Origin of the sequence: Methanobrevibacter arboriphilus (assembly GCF_019669925.1) — an archaeon.
Taxonomy (GTDB): Archaea; Methanobacteriota; Methanobacteria; order Methanobacteriales; family Methanobacteriaceae; genus Methanobinarius; species Methanobinarius arboriphilus_A.
The window spans coordinates 2,304,183-2,330,916 of sequence record NZ_AP019779.1 but is presented as its reverse complement, the minus strand read 5'-3'; the positions used below and the strand labels follow the sequence as shown (position 1 = coordinate 2,330,916).

22 protein-coding genes are annotated in these 26,734 nt (G+C 24.3%); 8 read left to right on the top strand and 14 right to left on the bottom strand.

Annotated features, from left to right (window positions below; all coding sequences use genetic code 11):
- Positions 1-123 precede the first annotated feature (123 nt).
- From MarbSA_RS10040 to glmS, 5 genes are all read right to left on the bottom strand, one after another.
- Positions 124-954, bottom strand: coding sequence for a DUF4422 domain-containing protein (locus MarbSA_RS10040; RefSeq protein ID WP_221061549.1), 831 nt, complete (start codon positions 952-954; stop codon positions 124-126).
- A 68-nt stretch (positions 955-1,022) separates the two neighbouring features.
- Complete coding sequence (locus tag MarbSA_RS10035) at positions 1,023-2,165, bottom strand: glycosyltransferase (protein WP_221061548.1); 1,143 nt, start codon at positions 2,163-2,165, stop codon at positions 1,023-1,025.
- 162 nt (positions 2,166-2,327) lie between these two features.
- Complete coding sequence (locus MarbSA_RS10030) at positions 2,328-3,116, bottom strand: FkbM family methyltransferase (protein ID WP_052332185.1); 789 nt, start codon at positions 3,114-3,116, stop codon at positions 2,328-2,330.
- Positions 3,117-3,358: 242 nt separating this feature from the next.
- The gene (locus tag MarbSA_RS10025) at positions 3,359-4,366 is read right to left on the bottom strand and encodes a sugar phosphate nucleotidyltransferase (RefSeq protein WP_221061547.1); all 1,008 of its coding nucleotides are present in this window, start codon (positions 4,364-4,366) and stop codon (positions 3,359-3,361) included.
- 523 nt (positions 4,367-4,889) lie between these two features.
- Complete coding sequence (glmS, locus tag MarbSA_RS10020) at positions 4,890-6,671, bottom strand: glutamine--fructose-6-phosphate transaminase (isomerizing) (protein WP_221061546.1); 1,782 nt, start codon at positions 6,669-6,671, stop codon at positions 4,890-4,892.
- Positions 6,672-7,884: 1,213 nt separating this feature from the next.
- Between glmS and purC the strand changes: the two genes are divergently transcribed.
- The 5 genes from purC to MarbSA_RS09995 all read left to right on the top strand — a co-directional run bounded on the left by purC (position 7,885) and on the right by MarbSA_RS09995 (position 11,358).
- Complete coding sequence (purC, locus tag MarbSA_RS10015; protein WP_054835544.1) at positions 7,885-8,625, top strand: phosphoribosylaminoimidazolesuccinocarboxamide synthase; 741 nt, start codon at positions 7,885-7,887, stop codon at positions 8,623-8,625.
- 50 nt (positions 8,626-8,675) lie between these two features.
- Complete coding sequence (gene purS / locus MarbSA_RS10010; RefSeq protein WP_042703656.1) at positions 8,676-8,921, top strand: phosphoribosylformylglycinamidine synthase subunit PurS; 246 nt, start codon at positions 8,676-8,678, stop codon at positions 8,919-8,921.
- A 16-nt stretch (positions 8,922-8,937) separates the two neighbouring features.
- On the top strand, positions 8,938-9,591 hold the full coding sequence (purQ, locus tag MarbSA_RS10005; RefSeq protein WP_054835543.1) for a phosphoribosylformylglycinamidine synthase subunit PurQ: 654 nt from the start codon (positions 8,938-8,940) through the stop codon (positions 9,589-9,591).
- Positions 9,592-9,685: 94 nt separating this feature from the next.
- A complete protein-coding gene (gene cobA / locus MarbSA_RS10000; RefSeq protein ID WP_221061545.1) occupies positions 9,686-10,417 on the top strand; it encodes a uroporphyrinogen-III C-methyltransferase in 732 nt (243 codons plus the stop codon).
- A 161-nt stretch (positions 10,418-10,578) separates the two neighbouring features.
- Positions 10,579-11,358: a uroporphyrinogen-III synthase gene (locus tag MarbSA_RS09995; protein ID WP_042703650.1), complete on the top strand. Its 780-nt coding sequence runs from the start codon at positions 10,579-10,581 to the stop codon at positions 11,356-11,358.
- A gap of 310 nt (positions 11,359-11,668) precedes the next feature.
- Here the strand turns inward: MarbSA_RS09995 and MarbSA_RS09990 are convergent, their stop codons facing one another.
- On the bottom strand, positions 11,669-12,958 hold the full coding sequence (locus MarbSA_RS09990) for a DEAD/DEAH box helicase (protein WP_052332184.1): 1,290 nt from the start codon (positions 12,956-12,958) through the stop codon (positions 11,669-11,671).
- An 824-nt stretch (positions 12,959-13,782) separates the two neighbouring features.
- Here MarbSA_RS09990 and MarbSA_RS09985 point away from each other — a divergent pair.
- A complete protein-coding gene (locus tag MarbSA_RS09985) occupies positions 13,783-13,923 on the top strand; it encodes a hypothetical protein (RefSeq protein ID WP_221061544.1) in 141 nt (46 codons plus the stop codon).
- A 109-nt stretch (positions 13,924-14,032) separates the two neighbouring features.
- On the opposite strand, the gene MarbSA_RS09980 is transcribed toward MarbSA_RS09985, so the two are convergent.
- Positions 14,033-14,761: a CRISPR-associated protein Cas4 gene (locus MarbSA_RS09980; RefSeq protein WP_221061543.1), complete on the bottom strand. Its 729-nt coding sequence runs from the start codon at positions 14,759-14,761 to the stop codon at positions 14,033-14,035.
- Between the two features lie 424 nt (positions 14,762-15,185).
- Between MarbSA_RS09980 and MarbSA_RS10475 the strand changes: the two genes are divergently transcribed.
- Positions 15,186-15,548 carry a thermonuclease family protein gene (locus MarbSA_RS10475; protein ID WP_348531743.1) on the top strand — a complete coding sequence of 121 codons (363 nt, stop codon included), beginning with the start codon at positions 15,186-15,188 and terminating at the stop codon, positions 15,546-15,548.
- A 694-nt stretch (positions 15,549-16,242) separates the two neighbouring features.
- A complete protein-coding gene (locus MarbSA_RS09970; protein ID WP_221061542.1) occupies positions 16,243-18,366 on the top strand; it encodes a right-handed parallel beta-helix repeat-containing protein in 2,124 nt (707 codons plus the stop codon).
- A gap of 249 nt (positions 18,367-18,615) precedes the next feature.
- Here the strand turns inward: MarbSA_RS09970 and MarbSA_RS09965 are convergent, their stop codons facing one another.
- From MarbSA_RS09965 to hypE, 7 genes are all read right to left on the bottom strand, one after another.
- Positions 18,616-19,425 (bottom strand): DUF7839 domain-containing protein, encoded by an 810-nt coding sequence (locus MarbSA_RS09965; protein WP_221061541.1) that lies wholly within the window; start codon positions 19,423-19,425, stop codon positions 18,616-18,618.
- 372 nt (positions 19,426-19,797) lie between these two features.
- Positions 19,798-21,036, bottom strand: a complete 1,239-nt coding sequence (locus MarbSA_RS09960) for a glycosyltransferase family 2 protein (protein ID WP_221061540.1) — start codon at positions 21,034-21,036, stop codon at positions 19,798-19,800.
- A 359-nt stretch (positions 21,037-21,395) separates the two neighbouring features.
- Entirely contained in the window at positions 21,396-22,901 is a 1,506-nt protein-coding gene (locus MarbSA_RS09955) for a B12-binding domain-containing radical SAM protein (protein ID WP_221061539.1), read from the bottom strand.
- Between the two features lie 43 nt (positions 22,902-22,944).
- Entirely contained in the window at positions 22,945-24,351 is a 1,407-nt protein-coding gene (gene recJ / locus MarbSA_RS09950; RefSeq protein WP_042703641.1) for a single-stranded-DNA-specific exonuclease RecJ, read from the bottom strand.
- 201 nt (positions 24,352-24,552) lie between these two features.
- On the bottom strand, positions 24,553-24,831 hold the full coding sequence (locus tag MarbSA_RS09945) for a signal recognition particle protein Srp19 (protein ID WP_231493734.1): 279 nt from the start codon (positions 24,829-24,831) through the stop codon (positions 24,553-24,555).
- A 236-nt stretch (positions 24,832-25,067) separates the two neighbouring features.
- Positions 25,068-25,538 (bottom strand): RDD family protein, encoded by a 471-nt coding sequence (locus MarbSA_RS09940; protein ID WP_042703637.1) that lies wholly within the window; start codon positions 25,536-25,538, stop codon positions 25,068-25,070.
- 162 nt (positions 25,539-25,700) lie between these two features.
- Positions 25,701-26,729: a hydrogenase expression/formation protein HypE gene (hypE, locus tag MarbSA_RS09935; protein ID WP_221061538.1), complete on the bottom strand. Its 1,029-nt coding sequence runs from the start codon at positions 26,727-26,729 to the stop codon at positions 25,701-25,703.
- Between the last annotated feature and the right edge of the window lie 5 nt (positions 26,730-26,734).

Here is a 26,734-nt window from a genome sequence, read left to right as displayed (position 1 = left end):
ATAACATCCTCTTAATATGCTAAAAAAATTTCGATTAGATTCTAAATTGATTAATTTTATCATATTCAAACCTAATTATTTAAATCTAATAATTCATTATTTAAATGATTAATATACAAATTATTAATATTTTTTATAATTTGTTATATATCTCTTTTTCTTATAAGGAATAATAAAAACTTCATAAAATTTTCTTATAAGTGGGTTTTTCGCAAGGAACTTGCTTAAATTCAAATTAAATCCAATAAATTTAGGTTCAACTTCTTTAACTTTTAAATCTAAATGTTTTATCCATACTTGAAAATATATTTCAGTTAAATATCCCATTAGTCTTGGAGGATAATCATTGAGATTAATTCTGTTTTCAAGCTCAAAAAGCAAAGGAAAAATCCAATCAGCATATCTATTCATTAACTCTTTATGTCCAATGAAAATATTACTATGGGTTGTGAGATTACTTTTCATTACATAATCAAATGCATCCAAATATTCAGGGGTTTTTTCTCTAATAATTTCACGAGTAGTATCATAAGCAAAAACAAAAGGGTCATTAATGTTAAGAACTGTGAAATTTTCATAGTTAGATAAAGAATCAAGATTCTTATATATTTTAGGTATTATTAAATCATGTTCTTTTAAAAAATAAGTTATATCCTCATAATTTAACAATTTACCAAATTTAGATTTAGATAAGTATCTTCTATAATGATTTAAACCTATAATCTCACTTTTAGAATTTTTACACATCCAATAAAATCCAGTTAACTCGGCATAATCCTTATTTTTATTAGATATATTATCACCAGTATTATCTGCCAAAAATCCAAGAGTATCTTTTTTTTCTGCACCAACAAACAAAGGAGTGTATAAATCATCATTTTTAGCCATTTTAATACTCTCAATATTATGACTTATAACATAAATTGTGATATTCCCATTGTTTTCCATTTCCATCCTCCAAAATAATAAAATAAAAGATTTAATATCTTATAACTATCATCTAAAAAGCTTAAGAATAATAATTATTCCATAAAATCATTATAAATTTCAATAGTTTGTTTTGCTAATCTATAGTAAGAATTATCTAAAAGATATTTTTTCGCCTGATCAATATAATAATCTTTTAATTCATTATTATCAGCAATTTTTATTATTTTATCTTTTAATTCTCCAATATTTCCTTCTTTCACAAGACATATAGGTTCAAATTCTTTATTAAGATCTTTAAATGATTCAATATCATAGGCAATAGTTGGTTTTTTTGATTGAACACCTATTTGTATAGCACCTGATCCCGAAGTGAATTTACTTGAATAAGGAGCTAAAAAAATATCTATTAAATCACAGAATGTTGATAAATCTTTTTCATCATAATAGCCTGTAATAAAAACTCTATTTTCTAAAGAATTCTTACTGATATTATTTAATAATTTATTATAATAACTATCTGTACCTCTAGGATGTTTATCTCCAAGTATAATAAGTTTATAATTATCAGGAAGTATAGTTAATAATTTAATTATATCATCATAGCCCTTATATTTATGAATAAATCCTACAATCGATAAAACAATTGAATCATTATTCAAATTAAGTTTACGATATATTTCATCTTTTAAGGCCATATTTTTTTCAGGATATTCTTCTATTATATTTGGTGTTGGATGAAATATAGTTATAATTGAATTTAAATCAAAGCCACTTTTTAAATACATTTCTTTTGAAATAGTATTGTGAACTAAAGCTTTCATATTTCCATTTTTAAAAAATTGACTATAACTATAATTTTTAAAAATTGGACTAAGTACTCTATTATGAATAATAGGCAAAGGATTAGAATGAAATGTAACAATTACATTTTTACTTTTTAATTTCTCTAGAATATTATTAAATAATTTTAAACTCTTTAATTTAGGATAATTTCCTGTAAAATTATGATATTCATGTTGAATATGAATTAAATCATAATTTTCAGACTTTTTAACAAATTCATTATAGTAATCACTAACTTGATTAAAATTGGATTTTTTTTGCCAATCAACATCTACAGGAAAAACATCATTTACTATTTCCCCATTTCCAATGTTGTCAATTTCTTTTATCAAATAATTAAAATAATCTGCAATACCACACTTCTTAAAAGTTGTTAAATGTAATACTTTCATAGTATCCCTTATGCTTAAATTATTCATTTATTTAAAAATTTTAAGTATTCACAAATAATTTACTAACAATAATCAAATATATTTATTAAGAATATATTTATTAAGAATATACTTCTTAATATACTTCTTCAGAATATACTTCTTAAAAATGAATGAAGAATATTAAAATTTCATAAACCTAATTTTATAATACAAATCTGTAAAAAAGATTAAATTCTTTCTAACAAAGTTAATAATATTATAAAGCTTACTTTTTTTCTCTAAAGCTATGAATATATCATATTTCTCATTTAAATCTTCAGTTTTTTTATTTTCAAATAATTTCTTTTTACTTTTATCAGCATAATATCGATTAACACCCTCATGAGTAAGTAAATAATAATCATTATCAAATAGAATATTTTCCCACTGATCATGGGTATTTATGTTAGTATATGGTTCTGTTGATTCAATACAAAATATCCAAGGTCGGATTAAATTAAAATCAATCCCTAATAATACTTCTTTCTCAAAGTTTTCAACATCAATTTTACAAAAATGAATTTCAGTATTATTTATATCAATATTTTCAAGAATAATGTCTGTTAATGTTTTTATTTTTACAGAAATCTTATTTTCAACACTTCCCAATACCATTTTATCAGAAGTATCTTTATCAAAAGTAGAAAGCCCACCAGCTACATACAAAACTAATTCATCTTCATTACTTCCTGCTCCCATATTAACATTAATATCTCTTGATCTATCTTTACACAGTTCTTCATACATATCAGGTAAAGGTTCTACATTAATACCAGACCAGCCCAAATCATAAAAAAGCTTAGTAACCGATCCAACCCAAGGATCATTTGCACCTACATCAACATAAAAACCTTTTTCAACTTCATCTAAAAAATTAAATAATATTAAATCTTCCTCTCCTTGTGCAAAAGACATTATTTTTTTATTCATTTATTTTTAACTCCTAATTAGAACTAAAACTTCAATTATATTATTATTTTAATTATTTTAAAATATTTATAAATAGTGCAGTAATACTATCTAAAATGTTATAGAACATTTCAATATAGACCATATAATTTTAAATGGAAAAACAATGAATATAAACTTAATTTATCAGAAAATCTCAATTTTAAAATTATAATATTTTATTAACTTAATTTTATAAGTTTTTTTAATAAATGCAAGAAATTTTATCTATTATAAAAGTCATTGATTCTTATGGTATCGTTTAAGAATGGTGTTGAAACTTCGTGGAGTACTGTGTTTTCAGTAGCTACGATAGAATGTTCAATATGAGGTTCTATTCTTATTGTGTCGTTTTTGCCAAAGTATTCTTTTTTATCATTAAACTCTATATAACCTGCACCTGAGATTATATACATGGTTTCATCCTTTTTTTCATGAAAATGGAAGCTGGTTTGAAATCCTTCTTTTATAAAGAGTTCTTTAGTTAAATATTTTTCTGTATAGATTAGAACTTTTTCATATCCCCAAGGTTTATCAGTACGATTTTCATATTCTTGTCTAACTGTTTCTAGTTCTTTAGAAGTGTCTATCGCCATCCAAAATAAACCATCTTCTTTATAATATCCAACTTGGTTTTCTTTTGCCATTAAAGGAAAAAGTGTTTTTTCTATATCACCTGTTTTAAAATCTCCAAAATCAAGTTTTCCCTTGGAAAAATAAACTCCTCCATTGATGTAATAATCCAAAAGAGGTTTCTCTTTAAATGAAACTAATCTATCTCCATTTGTTTCAACAATTCCATACGGTGATTGCATTTGAGTTATGAAAATGTTAAATGGATAATCAGACTTTTCACCTTGTTCAATCATCTTGGAAAGATTTAAATCAGCTACAACATCACCATTACGAATAACACATTGTTCATAATCGTTCTTAATTTCATCCATACCAAGGCGAATTGCATTTAAAGTTCCAAGAGGCTCATCCTCAATAACATAATGAATATTAACACCTTTATACTCATTACCAAATCTTTCTTTTATTTTTTCATTTAAAAATCCAGTTAAAAGATAAACATCCTCAACACCAGCATTTTTAAAATCAAACAGCTGTTTATCTAAGATAGTGTAATCTTCTTTGATTTCAACAAGTGGTTTTGGGATTTTTTCAGTAATAGGTCTCAGACGCTTACCAAAACCACCACAAAGAATCATTCCTGCAGTTTTCGGCATTTTAATTCCTCAATATTTATTAAATATATGAATTTTCATATTTTATATTATATTATTATTTAAAATATTATATAAATACAACTGAAAATTAGAACTAAATAGCTAAATTATTTTTTGTGATATTTTTTTATTGTGATATCAGATCATAACTTAAATTTTCGAATTTATAAAAATAACCTATGAATTTAATAAAGTAGCCTATAAATTTAATTTGTCTATACGAATAGTAATAGTATATAAAAATAAATATTACCTACAAAAATAAAAATCATCTGATTTATTAATAATAATTTTATTAATAGTATATAAAATGATAAGAATACTATTAATCCATTTAATATTAAAAAAGTAAAAATATGAAAAAAGATAAATAAAATTAGTATTAACTTACTTTAATTTAAAAAATATTCAAATAAGAAAGAATTCTTAAATTCAATTATAAACAATCTTAAATTCAGTTTTAAAGCTAAATCTATTTACTAATAGCTATTTTATTCAAAAATTAAAAATAAATATTAGTATTTTATTCAACAGTTACACATTTAGCTAAGTTTTTAGGTTTATCTGGATCTAAGCCTCTTTCTACACTAATATAATAAGATAATAACTGTAAAGGAATAACATATAAAAGTGGTGCGATAATTTCTTTTACTTTATCATTAATACAAAATGAATCTTCAACTTCTGTTTTTATAAAATCGTTTTCACATGAACCAATAACTATTACATGAGCTCCACGAGCTTTAACCTCTTCTAAGTTGCTAACAGTTTTTTTATAATTATCTCCAGGAGGTAAAACAACAACAACTGGAACATCATCATCAATTAATGCTAAAGGACCATGTTTAAGTTCTCCTGCAGCATATCCTTCTCCATGAATATAAGTTATTTCTTTTAGTTTAAGAGCCCCTTCTAATGCTGTTGGATAGGATAAGCCTCGACCAATGAAGAAAAAATCATTAACATCACTATATTTAGAAGCTATATCTTTTATAACATCCTCTTTAGATAAAACTTCAGAAATATAATCAGGAACTTCGTTTAAAGTATTCAAAAGCTCTTTATTATCTGCTAAAATAGCTGCAAACATATATATACATACTAACTGACTTATATATGTTTTTGTTGCAGCAACACCAATTTCAGGCCCTGCTCTAGTATATATAACAAAATCTGCTTCACGAGTTGCTGAACTTCCAAGTACATTCACAATTGCAAGAGTTTTTGATGTCTTTTTAGCTACCTTTAAAGCTTTAAGAGTATCTGCAGTTTCACCAGATTGGCTAATGAAAATAACAAGAGTATTTTCATCTAAAGTATTAGCAGAATATTTAAACTCTGAAGCAAGAATAACATCAGTAGAAATCCCTGACATGGATTCAATTAAATATTTTCCAGTTAATGAAGCATGAAAAGAAGTACCACAAGCTACAAAACAAATTCTATTAATCCCATCTAAATTAGATATTATTTCAGCAATTTTATCTTTTTCAGAAAGTGTATCTCTAATAGCAGAATCTTGTTCATGAATTTCTTTAAGCATGAAATAGTCATAGCCTTCTTTTTGAGCCATTTCTGCATCCCAATCAATTACATCAATATCCTTATCAACTACATTTCCCTTAGAATCTTTAACAACAACACCTTCACTATTTAAAATGACTAATTCCCCATTATCAACATAAATAACATTTTTAGTATGATTTATAATAGCTGTAGCATCAGAAGCAATGAAATAATCCCCGTCTCCAACACCAATGATCAATGGACTGTCATTTCTTGCACCTATTATTTCATTAGGATTATCTTTAGATATTACCCCAATGGCATAAGATCCTTTTATAATTTTAAGAGATTCATTTACTGCATCTTCTAAATTAAGCCCTTTATTCATATTTTTTTCAATTAAAATTGGTATAATTTCAGTATCTGTTTGAGATTTGAATATATAACCTTCTTTTTCAAGAGATTCTCTAATCTCACTAAAATTTTCAATAATTCCATTGTGAACAACTGATATATTCCCTTCATTATCAGTGTGGGGATGTGAATTTTCTGTGCTTGGTATTCCATGAGTTGCCCATCTAACATGAGCTATTCCTGTAGTTCCAGGTAGTTCTCCAAGATCAATTTTTTCATTCACCTCTTTAATTTTACCAGAACCTTTTTTTAAGTGAATACCATTTTGATCAACTGTTGAAATTCCCACAGAATCATAACCTCTATATTCAAGCTTACCAATAGATTCTAAAAGAATTGGAGCTACTTTTCTATTTTTTAATACACATCCAACAATTCCGCACATATTTTAACCCCTTTGTAATAATCTTATTGTGTATAATTATAAACATCCTTAACTTAATGAAGATTTTAGATATAATATTTTAGATTATAATTTAAATTTTAAATAATTTATTATTTAAAATAATAAATTATTTTAAATAATATATACTTTAAATGATTTATTTATCTTAAATGATTTATTATAATTTTATAATCTACTATATTTTAATAATTTTAAATAACTTTATAGAATAATCCTATTATATTTTATAATATTTTTATTAATTGATATTTTTAATATAATTTACTTTATTATATTTTTTAACTACATTTCTAATTATGTTTTTAACTAATTTTTAATTACATTTTTGTTATATTTTTTAGTTATATTTTTTATATTTTTGATTATATTATTTTTATCTAAATGTTATTTTATTAATTTACTAATAATATTTATTATATATAAATTAAAGCATATAGTAGTGATATCTTTAAAAATTTATAAAGATTTTTAAATATTAGCTAATATCTAAACTAGATAATATAACTTATGTTTATTATATTGATTTATTTAATTAATTTTGATTAATAGTTATATTTCTATTATTAATAGTATTTTCTATTATTAATATTTATCATTATTTGTTTTATTGATAATAATATATAATACAATTTGTTAATAAATTAAATTTCATAATTTAATTTTTAAAATAATTAAAAATTAGTTGTAATCAAGGTTATTGAACATAGAAAACATATTTTAATAAACTAATATTATTACATAAAATTAGTAGGTATAATAATAAAAATTTAATAATAAAAGATTAATATTAAAAAATTTTATATTAAAAAAATTTTATAATATTAAAAATTTTATATTAAAAAATATAATATTATATTAACTTACTATAATTAATTAATAGCAAGTAATTAAAATTAAATAAAATTAAATATATATAGTTAATATCATATTAAAAAAATTATAATAAAAAATAATGAAAAAGTAAGAAATAATATAAAAAAGAAATTATATAAAAATTAATAATAAAACTAATAATAAAGTTAATAATAAATATAATAAAATTATTATTTAATAAAACTAATAAAAAAATTAATAAAAAAATTAATAATAAGGTTGATAATAAGATTGATAATATTGATGATGAAGTTAATATAAATTTAATAATAAATATATTTAATTTAAATTATAATTATACTTATTCCTGGTGTCTATTATGAGTGAATCTAAAAATTTAATTTATGCTGGAAAAGCTAAAGATGTTTATGAAACTGAAAAACAAAATGAAGTTATTGTTGCTTTTAGAGATGATATTACAGCTGGAGATGGAGAAAAAAAAGATAATTTAAAAGGAAAAGGACATTGCAATTCATTAATATCTTCAAAACTTTTTGAAGTATTAGAAGAAAACAGTGTAAAAACCCAATATATCCAATTGATTGAAACCGGATCAATGTTATCTAAAAAATTAGAAATGATTCCTCTTGAAGTGATAGCTAGGAATATAGCTACTGGAAGTTTACTAAAAAGATTTCCATTTGAAGAAAATCAAAAGCTAGATCCTCCCATTATACAAATGGATTATAAAAATGATGAATATCATGACCCTATGTTAAATGATGAAATAACTATTGCTCTTGGAATAGCTACTCAAGAAGAATTAGATGAAATAAAAAGCATTACTCTTAAAATAAATAAAATTTTAAGTGGGTTCTTAAAAGAAAAAGGAATATTATTAGTAGATTTTAAGCTTGAATTTGGAAAAGATGAAGATGGAAATATTGTTTTAGGAGATGAAATTAGTCCAGATACATGTAGATACTGGGATATAGAAACCTTAGAAACTTTAGATAAGGATTCATTTAGACAAGGTCAAGATAATGTTATGGATATTTATGACCAAGTTTGTAGCATGATTGTTGATGAAAAAGATATAGAAAAATGGGGAATTCAATAATTCTCAACTATTATGAAATTTTAGAATATTAATAAAGGATTTATGATAATATGATATTCAATGTTGAAGTTAAAATCTCACTAAAAAAAGGAATGTTAAATCCAGAAAGTTCAACAATAGAAAGAGCACTAGATTTACTTGGATATAAAGTAAAAAATACTGACACAATTGATATTATTACTTTTCAAATAGAGGAAAAAAATGAAGAAAAGGTTTTAGAAGAAGTTGATGATATGTGTCAGAGGCTACTTTGCAATCCTGTAATTCATGATTATGAAATAACTATAAATAGCTAATGGAGAGTAAAAAGAAATGAAAATAGGAGTAATAAGATTTCCAGGTTCTAACTGTGATCGAGATGTCTATCATGCAATTGAATTAGCTGGTGGTGAAGGAGAATATGTATGGTGGAATAAAAAAGATCTTAGTTACTTAGATGCAGTAATAATACCTGGAGGATTTTCTTATGGAGATTATTTAAGAGCAGGAGCAATAGCTTCTATTACTCCAGTAGTAGATGGAATAAAATCTCTAGTAAAAGAAGAAAAACCAGTTCTTGGAATATGTAATGGGGCCCAGATTTTAGCTGAAATTGGTCTTGTTCCAGGAGTATTTACTGTAAATGAAAATCCAAAGTTCAACTGTGAATGGGTTGATTTAAAAGTATCTACTACAAGAACTCCATTTACTAATAATTTTAAGAAAAATGAAATTATTAAAATGCCAGTAGCTCATGCTGAAGGAAGGTATTTTAATCAAGATATTGATACACTAAAGAGTCAAGATCAGATCGTCCTACAATTTTCTAATAAGAATCCAAATGGTTCAATTGAAGGAATTACTGGAGTTTGTGATGAATCTGGATTAGTATGTGCAGTTATGCCACATCCAGAAAGAGCATCAGAAGAAATTTTAGGTTCTGCTGATGGATTAAACTTTTTCAAAGGAATTTTAGATAGCATATAATTTTAGTAAATTATAATATCAATAATATATAATCTTAGTAGTTTATACTATAAAAAATATTTTAAATTAAAAATTTGACTATCAAGGTGAATAAATGACTGTTTATCTAGTTGGAGCAGGTCCTGGAGACCCTGAACTAATTACACTTAAAGCTATAAAAGCATTGAACAGAGCAGATGTTGTTATATATGATAGATTAGCTAATGAAGAGATATTACAACATTCTCCTAATGCAAAATTAATTTATGTTGGGAAAAAAGCTGGAGAGCATTATAAATCTCAAGAAGAAATTAATAATATTATTATTAAAGAAGCAAAAAATGAATCTAATAAGATAATTGTTAGACTCAAAGGAGGAGATCCATTTGTATTTGGAAGAGGAGGAGAAGAAATATTAGAACTTATAAATGAAAATATTTCTTTTGAAATCATTCCAGGTGTAACTTCAGCTATCGGAGCTCCAACAAGAGTTGGCCTTCCAATCACTCATAGAGGAGTATCTACATCATTCACAGTAGTCACTGGTCATGAAGATCCTACAAAAGATAAAAAACAAGTTAAATGGGATTATACTGCCGATACTATAATTGTTTTAATGGGGATAGGAAAAATAGAAGAGAATACTGCTGAAATGATGAAGTATAAAAGCCCTGAAACACCTGCTTGTATAATTGAAAATGGAACACTTCCTAATGAAAGAATTATTTTTGGAAAATTAGAAAATATAGCTCAAAAAGATATTAATACTCCTGCAATATTAATTGTTGGAAATGTTATAAATATTTTCAAAGAAATAAAAGATTTTAAAGACAAAAATAATATTTAAAATAGAATTATTTAGATTAAAATCTAAATAATCTAAAATAATCTAATATTACTCTTCATATAGGCTATCATTAAATAATGAGATTAATCATTAAAATAAAATTAATCATCAAATATCGATATCTCATAATATTATTTCCAATAAATTAAGGAGATGTAAAAATGAAAAAATGTGAAAAAGAAACAATAGTGGCTATCACAAGACCTTTTAATAGATTAGATGAAGCCGTATCCATTGTAGAATCATATGGAGCAACACCATTTATAGCTCCAACATTGGAATTAAAATTAACCAATACAGAATCTCTAAAAGCATTAATTGAATTAGCTGATGATTTAGATTGGTTAATATTTACTTCACCAACATCAATAGAATCAATTTTTAAATTTTATCCTAATTTTGGAGAATTAATAAATGAAAATTGCCAAATAGCAACTATTGGACAAAAAACAGCAGAATTAGCTAATGAATATGGTTTAGGTACAGATCTAGTTCCTGAAAATTATACTGCAGAAGGACTTCTTGAATCCTTTAAAGACATTAATATTACAAAAAGCCTTATTGGACTTCCAAGAACATTAGCTGCACGAGAAACCCTTCCAGAAGGATTAGAAAAAATGGGTGCTGATGTCATACTTGCCGAAAGTTATGAATCAATAATTCCTCTCGATACAGTTAGAATTGAAGTTTTAATTGGCAAAATTTTAAGCTCTGAAATTGATGCAATAACATTTACAAGCCCATTAACAGTGATAAACCTTTTTAAGATAGCTAATGATGAACAAATTCCCGAGTTAGTTAATAAATTATCAACTAGTGTTTTAACAGTTGCAATAGGACCAATTACAAATAAAACCCTCAAAAACTTTGGAATAGACGCCATATATCCAGATACATACACAGTTAAAGATATGATGGACTTATTATTCGAAAGAATATAAGAAAAATAAGTAATATATATTAAAATGTTGTATAATATAAACAACTAATAAGAAACAAATAATAAGAAAAATAATAGATTATAATAAAAATAAAGAATTTATAAGAAAATAATGTAATAGAATAAATAATATATAATAAAAATAAATATTCTTTTTTTATTTATTTTTCTATTATTTTTTCTTTTTATCTTTTCTATTTTTACCTTTTTTATCTTTATCTTTTCTATTATTACCTTTATCTTTTCTATTTAAAAAAAATTAAAAAAATTAATAAAAATAGAATATCAAACTGACTAATCTTTCAAACTGATTAATTTTCTTTATTCATTTTTAAAAGAGCAGCAGCTATATCTATTGAATTATATCCTATTTCTATCAATGATTCAACACTATGAATTTCTTTATTAAGATTATTTTCTTCAATAGATTTTTTAATTTTATCTAAAATCAAATTATTTTTAATATCCCTAATATCATCTAAAGAAGGAACTTTCTGTTGTTTAATCTTTGATTTTGTGTATTTTTGAATATCTCTAAGTTTATATATTTCTTTACCTGCTACAAATGTAAATGCATAACCAGTTTTACCAGCTCTTCCAGTTCTACCAATTCTATGAACATAATATTCATTGTCATTAGGTACATCATAGTTAAAAACAGCTTCAACATCAGGAACATCAATACCTCTTGCAGCAACATCAGTAGCTACTAAAATTTCAATTTTCCCTTTTCTAAACTTGTTCATTACCTTATCTCTTTGAGCTTGCCTCATATCTCCATGAATACCATCAACATCATATCCACGACTTTTTAAATCTCTTACAAGGCGATCAACTCTTCTTTTAGTATTACAAAACACTAAAACTAAGTTTAAATCGTAGATATCCATTAAACGAGAAAATAATTCAAGTTTCATCTTTTCTCTTGCTTCAAAGTATATCTGTTCAATTTCAGGAGCAGTTATAAGATGTTGAGCTACTCTTAAATGCTTAGGGTTTTTTTGGTAATTATGAGTTAACTTTTTTATAGCTCTTGGCATTGTAGCTGAAAAAAGTAAAGTTTGTCTATTTTTAGGAGTTCTCTTTAATATTTTTTCAATATCCTCACGAAACCCCATATCTAACATTTCATCAGCTTCATCTAAAACAACTGTTTCTATTCCAGATAAATCCAAAGTTCCTCTTTCAATATGATCAATTATACGACCTGGAGTTCCAATAATTATATGAACTCCTTTTTTAAGAGCCCTAATCTGCCTACCTATAGGTTGACCCCCATATACAGGAAGTACATGTAATTTTTTCATAAAAGAAGATAATTTTCCTATTTCCTTAGCTACTTGTAAGCTTAACTCACGAGTAGGACATATAATAATAGCTTGAGGAGCTTTATCCTCAACAAAAATCTTTTCTAAGACAGGTATTCCAAAAGCTACTGTTTTACCAGTACCAGTTTGTGCCTGTCCAATAATGTCTTTACCTTCTAAAGCTTCAGGTATTGTCAAACCTTGAATTGGTGTAGGTTCTTCAAAACCCATGTCTTTTACTGCGTTCTTAATTTCTTTTGATATATCAAAATTGTAAAATGATAATTGTTCCATATAATCTTCCTTATTAAATAAATATAATTAAAATATAAATTAACACACAATAAACCATTTTTATACAGTATTTTATACTGCATTAATTTATATGATAATTTCATACAGTGTTAATTCATACATTATTATTTTAGTATTTTAAGTATAAACTATTAATAATATTTATACTATTACTTAATAGCATATATTTTAGTATAGAGTATTTTAGTATAAAGTATATTTAATAGTATTCTGTTTATATTATCAGCATATTTACTATTATATTTAATATACTACTATATTTATTAGTATACTAACTAACATATGATTCTATTAAGAATGTGTCTCATATTAAGTATTAATAATCTAAAAACTAGTAAAATATCACATATTAATAGCTTTTATTTATTTAATATTAATAAAAAGTTATTTATAAATATTAATAATAGAAATTATTGATAAATATTAATAGCCATTACATAGCTGTAATTAATAGATATTAATAGAAATTATTAATTTATTAAAAATAGAAAAAATGCTTAAAAAAATATTGTTAAAATAAATATAAAATTAATGATTTATTTCTATTAAATATAATTAAATATAACATTATATAGTATGTTGTTAGTTGTATTTAAATGCTCTTATTAATTGTATTCTTTTCATTAGTTTTTAATATTAATAGGAAAAAATGAAAATAAAAAAGATTTTTAAATATGTGATTTCAGACATATGATTTTTAAATATTCTATCCTTAAATAAATATAATTTTTATAGTAAAAATTTATAGAGTATAGAAAACATATATAATTGTAATAATTTATAAAAATAAGGACGTTATAAAAATGGCATATGGCATGAACTATGGATCAGGCATGGGTTTTGATCCTGGATTTTGGGGATGGATTTTGATATATATTATAATCGCTGTAATAGTGTATTATATTATCTATAAGCTATACCTCAGAAGAAAATATAAAAAATAAAGAATAAAAATAGATATAAAAATAGGAATAAAAAACAAATAAAATAAAAGAATAATAAAATAAAAAGAATAAAAAAACCCTCAAAATAATTAAAAAATAGAACAAAAGACTAAAAGTGTTCACAATAACTTTGAAATCTACATTTATTACACTTATTAATATTTTTTGTAGGTAGAAATGGTTTTGAACCTTCAAAAAGACCATGCATTCTGTTCACTAAAAATTTAATTTTTTTCTCATTATTTTCATCAAATTCATCTATCCAAAATATATTATCAGTTCCTCTTTCACGTAAAGCTGCTTTTATCTTTCTTTTATCCTTTTTTGGAGAAAATAATGTAGTTTGGGGATTTTCTGAAAGCTTATTAATCATAGACTTGAAAGCTAATGAATATGCTAAAACTTGATTAATAGTTGAGGGATAAGGTATTTTTCCAGGTTTATCATCTATGATAACAAATTCATCAGGAGTCATCCAAATTTCATCAATAAAGCCTCTAATACCATATTCAGGAGCTACAACAAAAAATTCTCTTGAAATAGCTGCTTCCTCCATAGATGTTTTTAAAACTTCATCAAAAGTTGTTGGAACAGCATCCTCTTTAAATTTATCTTCAAGTTTTTGATGTTCCCTTGTTCCTAAAGTCATTTCCTGAGTTGGGGCTGTTTTAATTCCTTTAAAATATTGAAGATATAAACTATACTCACAATAACCTTGTTGATTTAGCCAACTTATAGGAAAATTATTTTTACCATTAATAATCTGAATACCATTAATTTTAGGATGTTTTATAGCTTCATATTTAATATTTGGATTATTAATCAATTTATTTTTCATAAAAACTCCTCAAAGTTTTTAAACATTATTATATTATCCTATTAAAAATATAATCAATGTATTATAAATAAGTATATTGTTTTTAATTCAAATATAATTATCTTATTTTATAAATATATTTTAGTATTTTATAAATATAATTTATATTTAATAAATTTAATTTAACAAAAATAATATATAAAGTAAATTAATAGATAAAATGAAAAAAAGAAACAAAAAAATAATAATGATAATAATATTAATATTTGCATTATTTACAATTGGAACAAAAGTTTTAATAGGGTCTGAAAACAGTATTAATTCTAATTACTCTTTTAATAATCAAAACAATCAAAATTATACAAAAAATAATAATAATAATAATAATAATAATAATGGTTATAGTAATATTAACAGTAATAATAGTAATAATAGTAATAATAATATTTCAATTAACTCAGAAAATTATAAAAAATATTATGATGCAAAAGGATTTTGTGATCATGTCATTGATGGGGACACCATAGATGTTAGAGGTGTTGGAAGAATTCGGCTTGTAGGGGTAAATACTCCTGAAAGAGGAGAATTAGGATATCAAAATGCAACAGATTTTGTTAAAAGTAAGTGTCTTGGAAAAACTATATATTTAGATATTGATGATGCTAAAAATAAAGATAAATATGGTAGAATATTAGCAATAGTTTATGTTGAAGATATTGGAAATCTAAATAAGGAATTATTAAAAAAAAGTTATGCTAAGATACTTTTTATCCCTCCATCAGAGTTTAATCCTTATGAATGGACGTGAAATAGCTAATATAAATTAAATAATAAAAAAATTAGCTAATAATTAATTATAATATATAATAAAATTTTTTTTATAAATGAATATTATAAAAATATTCATTTTCATAATTTTTAATTTTTTTAATTGATTATATGCCTTTCAATTGTATAAATAATTATTAAATTGATTATATATTTTTAAATTGATTATATTTATGTGATAAATTATATCTATTAAATATATTCATAAAAATCCTGACTTTTTTAAATCTATTTATAATAAATATAACAAGAACATTCTTAAATTTATTTCAAAATAAATATTCCTAATTTTATTTGCAAATAAATAATCATGACTTTTTATTTTAATCATAAACTGGAATTTTTTATATCTAATAAATAATACATCTTTTTTATATATATTTTAGACAATATACGACTTTTTGTTAAAAACAAATCATTCTAATAATTATATCTCATTATCTATGAAAAAATCTTTTGATTTGAATTTTTTATATATATTTTAAACAATATACAACTTTTTGTTAAAAATAAATCATTTCAATAATTATATTTCATTATCTATAGAAAAGTCTTTTGGTTTAAATTTTTTATATATACTTTAAATAATATCATTCATTAACGTATATGTTGTATTGAACTCATGTTAATGAAAGTTGAATACAAAAAATTAATATTAATGGGGGTGAAAATGTATGAAAAAATATAAAAAATTATTAATACCAATAATGATAATTTCATTCTTATTTACAATATCTTCAGCTAACGCAATAGATATAACACTCAATTCAGATGATAATGGAGGCATTAATGAAGCTATAAGTAAAGTAAATAATAGTAGTGATGATATTAATATTATAACACTAAATTCTGGAACATACAACAAAACTACAGATAGGAACAACAACATAACATTTAACAATAAAAATCTTACAATCCAAGGAAGTGGGCCAGCAGGTTCAGTAATAATCAATGCACAAAAACTTGGAAGAATCTTCAATATAACTGGAAATTCAAATATAAAATTTATTAACATAAATTTTATAAATGGAAATATTTCTAGTAATGGTGGTACTATTTATAAAATAGGATCTGGAACATTAACAATAATAAATTGTACATTCAGTAATAGTAATGCAAATTATGGTGGAGCAATATATAATACTGCTAGTAACTTTAAAATAATTGATTCTGATTTTTATAATAATGTTGCAAGATCTCGTGAAGGTGGTGCTATCCATACTGAAGGAGAAGAAAATTTTACTATTAACAATTCAAATTTTATCAATAATACAGCACTTGGAAATAATGGATGTGGTGGTGCTATAACCATCAGGAATACTATATATATAAATATAAATAATACCGTATTCACTAATAATTCTGCTAATTTTTGTGGAGGAGCTATTTACAATATGTGGAATGAATATATTACTATAAACAACTCTACTTTCACAAATAATACTGCACAACATGGAGGTGCTTTTTCTATTAATGGAGATTCCTATTTTGAAATACTCAACTCTCGATTTATAGGAAACAATGTATCTGGAGATGGTGGTGCAGTTGAAGATAATGATAATTATCTTTTAAAGATAGCTAATTGTAGCTTCGAAAACAACACAGCTAAGAGAGGTAGTGCTATTTACAATTTATATAGTGAAGAAACTAGTGTGATTAATTCTACTTTTAGCAATAATGTTAATGCTTCTATTAATTTAAGAGGTGTTAATAATTCCATTATAGGATGTAATTTTACAAACAATCAGTTAGCTATCAATATAACTGGAAATAATATCAGTGTAGTAGGTTGTAATGTTTTTAATAACAATCAAGGCATATTTTTAAGTATAGCTGCAACAAATACTACAATTAATTATAATAGAATTTTCAACAATACAAATTATGATTTAAATAACACTGGAATTAATAGTAATGCTGATTATAACTGGTGGGGAAGTTCTTACACTCCAAATCAATTATTCGACCTAATACCTAGCAATTATTTTATTATAAATATTGTTAATTTAACCTCATTGTACTCTAATGGTGTAGTTACCTTCCAATACACATTCAAATTAAACGATAATAGTGATTTTAATGCTAGTTTATTACCATATTTTGTAACAAATGTTTACACAAATCTTACTGATGGTGTTTACACTTCTTTTGATGCAAAATTTAGCAAAACCTTTGATGTGATATTAAATGATACTGGAAATATACTTTATACTTTTGTAACTGATAATGGACAACAATCTTTTAATGGTAATATAAGCTCTAAGAAAATTCTAAAAACAAATATTACAACAAATAACATGAAAAGCAAAAATGGAAAAACAATAATTTTAACAGCTAAACTAACTGATGAAAATGGTAATCTATTAGATGGTAAAGAAATAGTATTTAATGTTGGAAATATAACTTTTAAAGCTATAACAGATGACAATGGAATAGCTACAGTACAATACGTAATTAATAAAGATGATCTAATCGATGAGAAATTAACTTTCACAGTGACATTCATAGAAAATGAAGATTATCTAACAAGCACCAACACAGAAATTATAAAATTAATAAAAGAACCAATACCAACTCCCAAACCAGAAGATAAAGATGATAATAAAGATGATGATAAAAGTGATGATAAAAATAATGATAAAACAACTGAAAATTCAGAAAAAATCAATAAAACAATTAAAAATCCAAAAGAACTCAATAAAACTAGCGCAGGTATGAAAAAAACAGGATTGCCAATAAACTTAATACTTCTAGTGTTATTAACTCTAATAGGTATCACATATTATAAGAAACAATAACAGCTATAAAATTTAAACTTTTTCTTTTTTCTTTTTCCCTTTTTCTTTTTTTAAAATAAAAATAAAAAATAAAAATATAAAAAATATTAAAATAATTAATAAAATAACGTTTTAAATAGGAATAATATAATTAAAAAATAATTAAAAATAATTAAAAAATAATTAAAAATAATTAAAAAATAATTAAAAAATAATTAAAAATAATTAAAAATAATTAAAAATAATTAAAAATAATTAAAAATAATTAAATTATTTATGAGCATCAACTACATTATATTTAATACTATCGTCTTCTAATCTTCTTATAATGCCCTTAGCCATATCCCCAACAACTAAAATTAAAACATTTAATCCCTTTTTTGCAGCAGATATACTAGAAGAAGATATTGCAAATTCAATATCTACAGGAATACTCAATTTATTAGCTACAGATCTAGAAACCGTACCCATAGCTCCAAATCTATCTATTTTTTCAATTCCCCATTTTTTAAAATCAGAAGTGTACAATGATTTAATCAATTCAAGATCAGCATTACGTGACCCTCCTTGTTTAATAGTTGGTAAAGTAACTATAATTACTTGACCTACTTTTAAATCAATAAGCCCACTTAAAGAACTTAAAGGAACATCCTCACCTTTCTTAACATCACATAAAACTTCAGCATTAGCACTTTGTTTAGATTTACCTGCATAAAGAAGCCCTTCTTCCATGAATAAACCAACACTTTCACCTTCTTTTAGATCTTCCGTAGCAATAGCAGGCCAAATAGATTTATAATAATTCATAGTTTCTAAAACATCATCAGAATACTTTCTAAGACTTATTGCATCTTTTTTAACTTTAGATATTCCTTTTTGAGTTATTTTATAAGGAGCTCTACCATCTTTAGAAGTTATATATCTTTCCTCAATTAAAGTCTTTATATTTTCAGATACTGCTTGTACTGTTATTCCCAATCGTTCTGCAATGTCTTTTTGACGTAAATGAGGTTCTTGTTTAGATATTTCGCTCAATATCTGAAAATGAGTCATTTCTCCTCTTTTTTTAAAGATTTTCATTGTATCCTCCATACAATATAAACAATAGTTTTAATTATATCTATATTAGCAATGATTTATACTTTTGTTATTTTAACAAATTATACTTAAAAGTTTATACTTAACAATTTATACTCTTATATAATAATAATTAGGTTTATGTATTTAATTATATGCTTTTAAAGATTAACATTTTTAAAGATTAAATTCTAAAGATTAAAATTATACAAAACAAAACCATTAGATAATAAAATCATTAAACAAAATTAAAGGAAAAATAATACTTGAAATAATAAGATTTTAAATTTATATTGAGTTTATATTAGGTCCATATTAGTTTATATTAGTTTATATTACTTCATATTAGGTTTATATTGGTTTATATTAAAATTATTAAAAAAATTTTATTATAAAGATAGTAAAAGACATTAATAATTTAGCTATAAAACCATCATTATAAGATTTTTTCATTTGTTTAGCTAAAGTTAAAATCTTCTCTTTTTCATTGTTATTTCCTTTAAATTTTAAAAATAGTTTTATCCAATTCAATAAAAAAGGATTTAAAATCAAAGCACTATGTTTAAACTCATACTTATTACATAAATCTAAACAATTTTTATAAGATTTCAGAGAATCAAAAACAAGTTTAAAGGAAACATTTTTAGTAACAGATTTGTCATCTTGAGAATCCCTCATATAATAATCAGTTACAAACACTTCATTTAAAAATAATATTCCATTTGCATTTAAATAGGATTCAACAACAAAATTTAAATCTTCTCCTGAAATATAAGGTGGAAACTTAATATTATTTTCAATGATTAAATCTCTCTTATATATTTTAGTCCAGATTGAAGGAAGAATCTTTAAAATATTTATATCTTCATTAATATTTTTAATATAAATTTCTTTTATATAATCATTATCAGCATTAAGATTATCAGTATCATATTTCTTTATTTTTTTACCATAAAATAAAGGACTGAAAATATTTTTCCAAAAGAAAAAAGAGATAGAAGACAAATAATGATTGTATAAAATATCATCACTAAATTCATCAATATTATCCTCATAGGGAGAATAAGACTTTTGAATATACTCATGGTCATGATATTTATTGGAAGAATTAGAAGAATTAAAAAGATTAGAATTATTAGAATTATTAGAATTGTTAAAATTGTTAGAATTGTTAGAATTGTTAGAAGCATTATAATTGTTAGAACTATTATAATTGTTGAAATTATTATTAAAATCATTAAAATTCGAATAAACACGTTTATATCTTCCAAAGACAATATCTAAATTTCCATAAGTCTCTGAAGATATTTTATTATAGAGAATTTCACAAGCATTTAATTCATATCTATCATCAGAATCTAAAAACATTAAATAATCAGCAACAGCATATTTTAAACCAATATTTCTAGGGCCATAAGCTCCCCCAATATTATTTTCAAGGTGAATGGCTAAAAAATTGTCATATTTCATTGCATATTCATTTATAATGTTTTTAGTTTTATCTGTAGAACCATCATTAACCAATATAACTTGAAGGTTCTCTATTCCGATTGATTGATTAACTATAGAATTCAAAGAAGTTTCTAAATATTTCTCAGCATTAAAAATAGGCATTATAATACTAATTTTATAATTAGTATTATTAATATTATTATCTATATTATTATTTATAGTATTATTTATAGTATTATTGATGTTATAATCTTTCTCAATAAATATATCATTAGTAGAGATATCGATTTTATTGATACTCTTGTTATTGATACTCTTATTATCTATAGTAATAATAGTAATAATAAAAACTCCATTAATTATTAATTCAAATTAAAATAAAGCTAAAAATATTATTAATAAAAGTAAAATAATATTGATAAAGTAAAAATAATACTAATCAAATTAAGAATATTATTCAAACTAAATATTATGAAATTAAAAATATTAATAAACTAAACATATTACAATTTAGCTAATTTTTAGCTCTTTTTTACTAATTTTTTAAGTCTAAATGAGATATAAGCATAACCACCACGAAAAACCCTTTTAAACTCTATCCAATCTAAATTGCTTAAAAATGTTTTAAAAATATAGGTAAATGAAAAATAATATTTACTCATAAGATTATCTCGAATTTTCTCAATTTCATCTGCACTTGCATAAGGATAGTTTACAAGGCAATTTAAGTAACCATCATCATTTAACCATTTTGAATAGTCCTCAGTAATAAGATAACCTTCCTCTTTTACCCATTCATAAAATTCAGTACCTGGGAAAGGAACAGCTTGTTGAAAAAAGCACATGTCGGGATAAACTTTCTTTGCAAATTCAAAAGTTTCATTGATAGTATCTAAATTATCACCTTTAAGCCCAATCATAAAGCAACCAAATACTTTAATACCTAATTTTTTCGTATTTTTTGCAAAATCAAGAGATTGTTGTAAATTTATACCCTTTTTAGTTTCATCTAAAACTTTTTGAGAACCTGATTCATATCCTGTAACAAGAAGCCTGCACCCAGCTTCTTTCATTTTCTTCATAACATTAAAAGGTAAATCTACACGAGTATTACAAGACCAAATCGGATTTAAACCTCTTTTGATTATCTCATCACAAAAATCAATGATTCTTTCATTATTAACTGTAAAAGTATCATCTTCAATGAAAATTTCTTTAATTTCAGGCATTTCAGTTAGAATATACTCTATTTCATCTACGAGATCCTTTGTACTCCTTGTTCTAAATAGTCTTCCACCCATTGTAGAAGGATATGAACAAAAATTACATTTATTAGGACAACCTCTTGCACTAACAATCTGTATCATAGGTTTTTGAGCAAAAGCATAAGCATAATCATCAACATTTAAAAATTTCTGATAAACTTTTGAAACAAAAGGTAGCTCATCAAGGTTATCTAAAGGAACTCTATCAGGATTATGAAATATTTTTCCTCTTTCAATACTTTCATCATCTGAATGAATAGCATCAGATCTATAAGATATTCCCTTAATTTCAGAAATATCTCCTTTATCATCAATATTTCCAGAATTATTCAGAGTAAATATAATTTCAGGAATTGTAAAATCATATTCTTGGCGAACAACAAAATCAATCCCATTACATTGATTTAAAACTTCTTCAGGAAGTATAGTTGCATGAGTACCTCCAATAATAATTTTAAGATTGGGATTTTCTTTTTTTATAATATTTATAGTTTCAAAATCATAAAAACAAGTAGGAGTAGTTATTTCAGCCATTATATAATCAGGATTATAGTTAGATATCTCATTTAAGGTATCTTCAATAGAGTATTCTCTTGTAATACAATCCACTAATTTAGTTTCTATACCCTTTTTTTCACAAACACCAGCACCATAAGCTAACCAATAAGGATAATAAAGTGTTCCTGCCTTAGTCTTTTCAGGCCATCTACTAGCACGACTAATATTAAACTTGTAGGGTAAATTTAAAAATAAGATCTTCATCTATAAAACTCCACATATATAATAAAATTCCATATATAATAATTTATAAAACTCCATTTAATTGATTATTGAAAGTGGATAAAAACTCTTCTTTTTTATCAATAGGAATATAAGCTCCACAAGCAACAGAATGTCCTCCTCCACTACCCCCTACAGATTTAGACACTTTTCTTATGATATTACCAAAATGAATGCCATCATAAGCAAGTAATCTTGAACAGCGAAGAGAAACTTTTAAGTTTTCATCTTCATCACTAATTTGAGTAAAACCAATCATTGGTTTTCTCCAATCACCATAACTAAGAATCATACCAGCAATAGTTCCAACAACCTGACTTTTAATACCATTTCCATCAAAGTATTGTATATTATCTAAGTTTTTAATCATATCTTCTTCTTCGATTCTGTGAATATTTTGAGCAAGGTATCTTCTATGCTCTTTTGAAATAATTTCAAGTTGATCTAGAGAATCAGTCCTATTACCTTTTAATATTTCTAAAGCTATATCCTCACGATTATTCCTTGTACATGCATTCATAGCAGTTGAAAACTCAGCAGCATCTCTTAAAAAAGTATGGTTTTCTTCCATCATAAACTCATAAGAATCACTGGCTACAAGCTTTGGAACATGATGAATATATCGTTTAGGAACTTCTTTAGATAACATTTTAACAAGCTCTGAAAATAATTTTCCCTTTTCAGAAATATCTAGATCACTAAGTGTTCTAGACCTATCACCAACTTTACGAGGAATACCTAAATCTTTCATTAAAGCTATTGATTCAGTTCTATTATTAGTTATAGGTAAATTAACATCACTAAAATAAGAGAGAGCTACAAAAAGAGGACGGGTTTGTCTTCCATATAAAGATAAATCATTGATTGATTGAACATAACCTTGATTAACACTATCATTTAAAATAATTGAATTTAAACCTTCAAGTTTACCAGAACTACTATTTTGCATATCTCCAATAGCTGCAAGAACCCCAATCCAACTTAAATCAATATAACCAAATTCTCTAGCTAATAGATAGCTTAATCCTCCACCAGAAACATGATAAGAACCATCAATACCATGATGAAGAGGATTTATTTCTAAATAGTTGTAAGAAGCCTTATCTCGATAGTTTAAATCTCGAATAGGAGGATGATGGTCTAAAATAATTATCTTTGAATCATTATTAGCTAATTTATCAACTTCTTGGCCAGAACCTAAATCTGAAAATATAGTTAACTCATTTTCTATTTCCAAATTTTCAAGTTTATCTAAACTAACAATCTCAATATCATGGTCTTTTTCTTGTCTATCAAGAATTGTAGATAAAATAGCTCCTGCAGATATACCATCACAGTCATTATGACTGTAAATTTTAATATCTTCTGAAGATTCTATCATTAATTTAGCTTTATTGAATAATTGTTTCATTTTCAAAGGTAATTTTTCCATACTTTCCCTTTAGAACTCTTTAAAATTAATAATATTCATAATAATATATATAAAGATATTTATAACATTAAATATTAATAATTTTAATAATATTTATAATAATAAGTATAATTATCCCCTAAAACATATTTAGTTTAAATATAATTGTACCTTTAACTAATCTAGTTTTAATGATTACTTTTAAATAATTATACCTTTAAATTATTTTTTTCTTAAAGATTTTATTGATTGGCTAATATTAACTAAAAGCTTATTTTTTGATATTTCTTCACGTTCAATTATGATTCTCCCAGAACTATCCCACCAAAACCGAGGATAATATTTATCATCTTCAGTTTTAGGATTTAAACCTAATTTACGTGCAGCACGAGAGATTTCAGTTAATTTTGGATTAGTTACAGCATCATTTTTACTAATTTTCCTTCCATCATTCCGACTTTTACTTGAATCAATATAAACTGGCCATATAATTGTTTCCAAATTATCACCTAACATTCATAAACATAATATTCATAATTTAACAGTTGAGATTTAACAGCTATAGATTTAACAGTTAAGTATAGCTTTAAAAATTATAAGTTTAATATTTATTAATTTAATATTTATTGATTTAATAGTTATAGATTTAACAATAATAAATTTAAAAATTATTGATTTAACAGTTATAAAACCAATATTCATAAAATTATTAATAATATTTAATCATTATCTTAGATTTAATCATTATCTTCGCTTAACTCAGGATTTAAGCTTACTTTATTCGAATATTCCATATCTTCTAGAACAACTTCAGAATGAGAAAGTCTTCCTAAAATTCTTTCATTAGAAGAACCAGTAAACCTACCAATTAAAATATCAAATATTATAGGTATCCAATAAATTTTTGATAGATTTCTTATTACAGATTGTTTATATGAAATTTTATTATTATAATTATAGCTATCAGTTGAAAGAACCTTTAAAAATAATAAATGTTTTCCAACAGTTGTTCCTAACTTTTTTTCTAGTAAAATAAAATAAGCTAAACCAATGATAGGCGCTAAAATTATCATATACTCATAAACAAAAAATGCAGAAAAAGGGAATACAATAAGATACAATAACTCTGCTATAATCCACATAATAGCTGAAACAACAAAATAATCAGCGATATATGCTAAAACCCTTTTTTTAAACACACTTACCATGATAACACCATTTTAATAAATATCTATTAAATCATGAATTAATACTAAAATAATGAATTAATAATTATGAAAATTTTTATTTTTATAAAATTAAGAGATCTCTGATTTAATATTATAAAATTAAGAATTCTTTGATTTTTTAATAAATATAATAAATAAAAATTAACATACTCTAGGAACTGGATCTGCAATTGGAGATTCTAAAATCCTCTGACCTCCAACTTCAGTTTCTATTAAAACATGATTATTATTATTATTATTATTATTTTCAATAACTTCCCCGATAATAGCTGCATCTTTTCCATATTTATCTTTAGAAATCGCAGCTAATGTTTCTTCAGCTAAATCAGGTTTAACACCCATAACAATTTTTCCTTCATTTGCAACTTCATAAGGATCTATACCCAGCATATCAGAAACAGCTTTTACTTCTTGCTTTATAGGTATTGCTTCATCTTGAAGAAGAATTCCAACACCAGATTTACTTGCCATTTCATTAATAGCATTAGCTAATCCTCCTCTTGTAGGATCTTTCATAGCAGTAACTCCTCCAACTTCAAGAGCCTTTTCCACCATCCCCCACACAGGAGCAACATCTGATTTAAGGTCGGTTTCAAAACCAAAACCTTCCCTAAAAGACATTAAAGACATTCCATGATCTCCAACACTCCCAGTAATGATTATTTTATCCCCAACATTTAATCCAGAGTCTCTTATAGCTTTACCTTTTTCTACAATACCAATACCAGTAGTTACTACAACCAACTCATCAATTTTATCTTGTTCCATAACCTTAGTATCACCAGCTATAACAGCAACATCTGCTTCAGCACAAGTTTCATCCATAGATTTTATAATTTTATCAAGATCTTCAATAGAAAAGCCTTCTTTAATTATCATTGCATTTGTAATAGCTAATGGTTTTGCTCCCATAACAGCAACATCATTTATTGTTCCAGCTGCAGAAATTCTACCAATATCTCCACCTGGGAAAAACAAAGGATTTATAGTGTGACCATCAGTAGTAACAACCACTTCATAATCTTCTAAAGGTATTGTTGCCCCATCATCAAGAGCATCTAACCCTATCCCTCCATTTACAGATTTTTTTGATAAGTTATTAAGAATAGTTTCAGAGATAAGTTTCCCCATAACTTCTCCACCAGCACCATGTGACATCCCAATTTTCATTATAT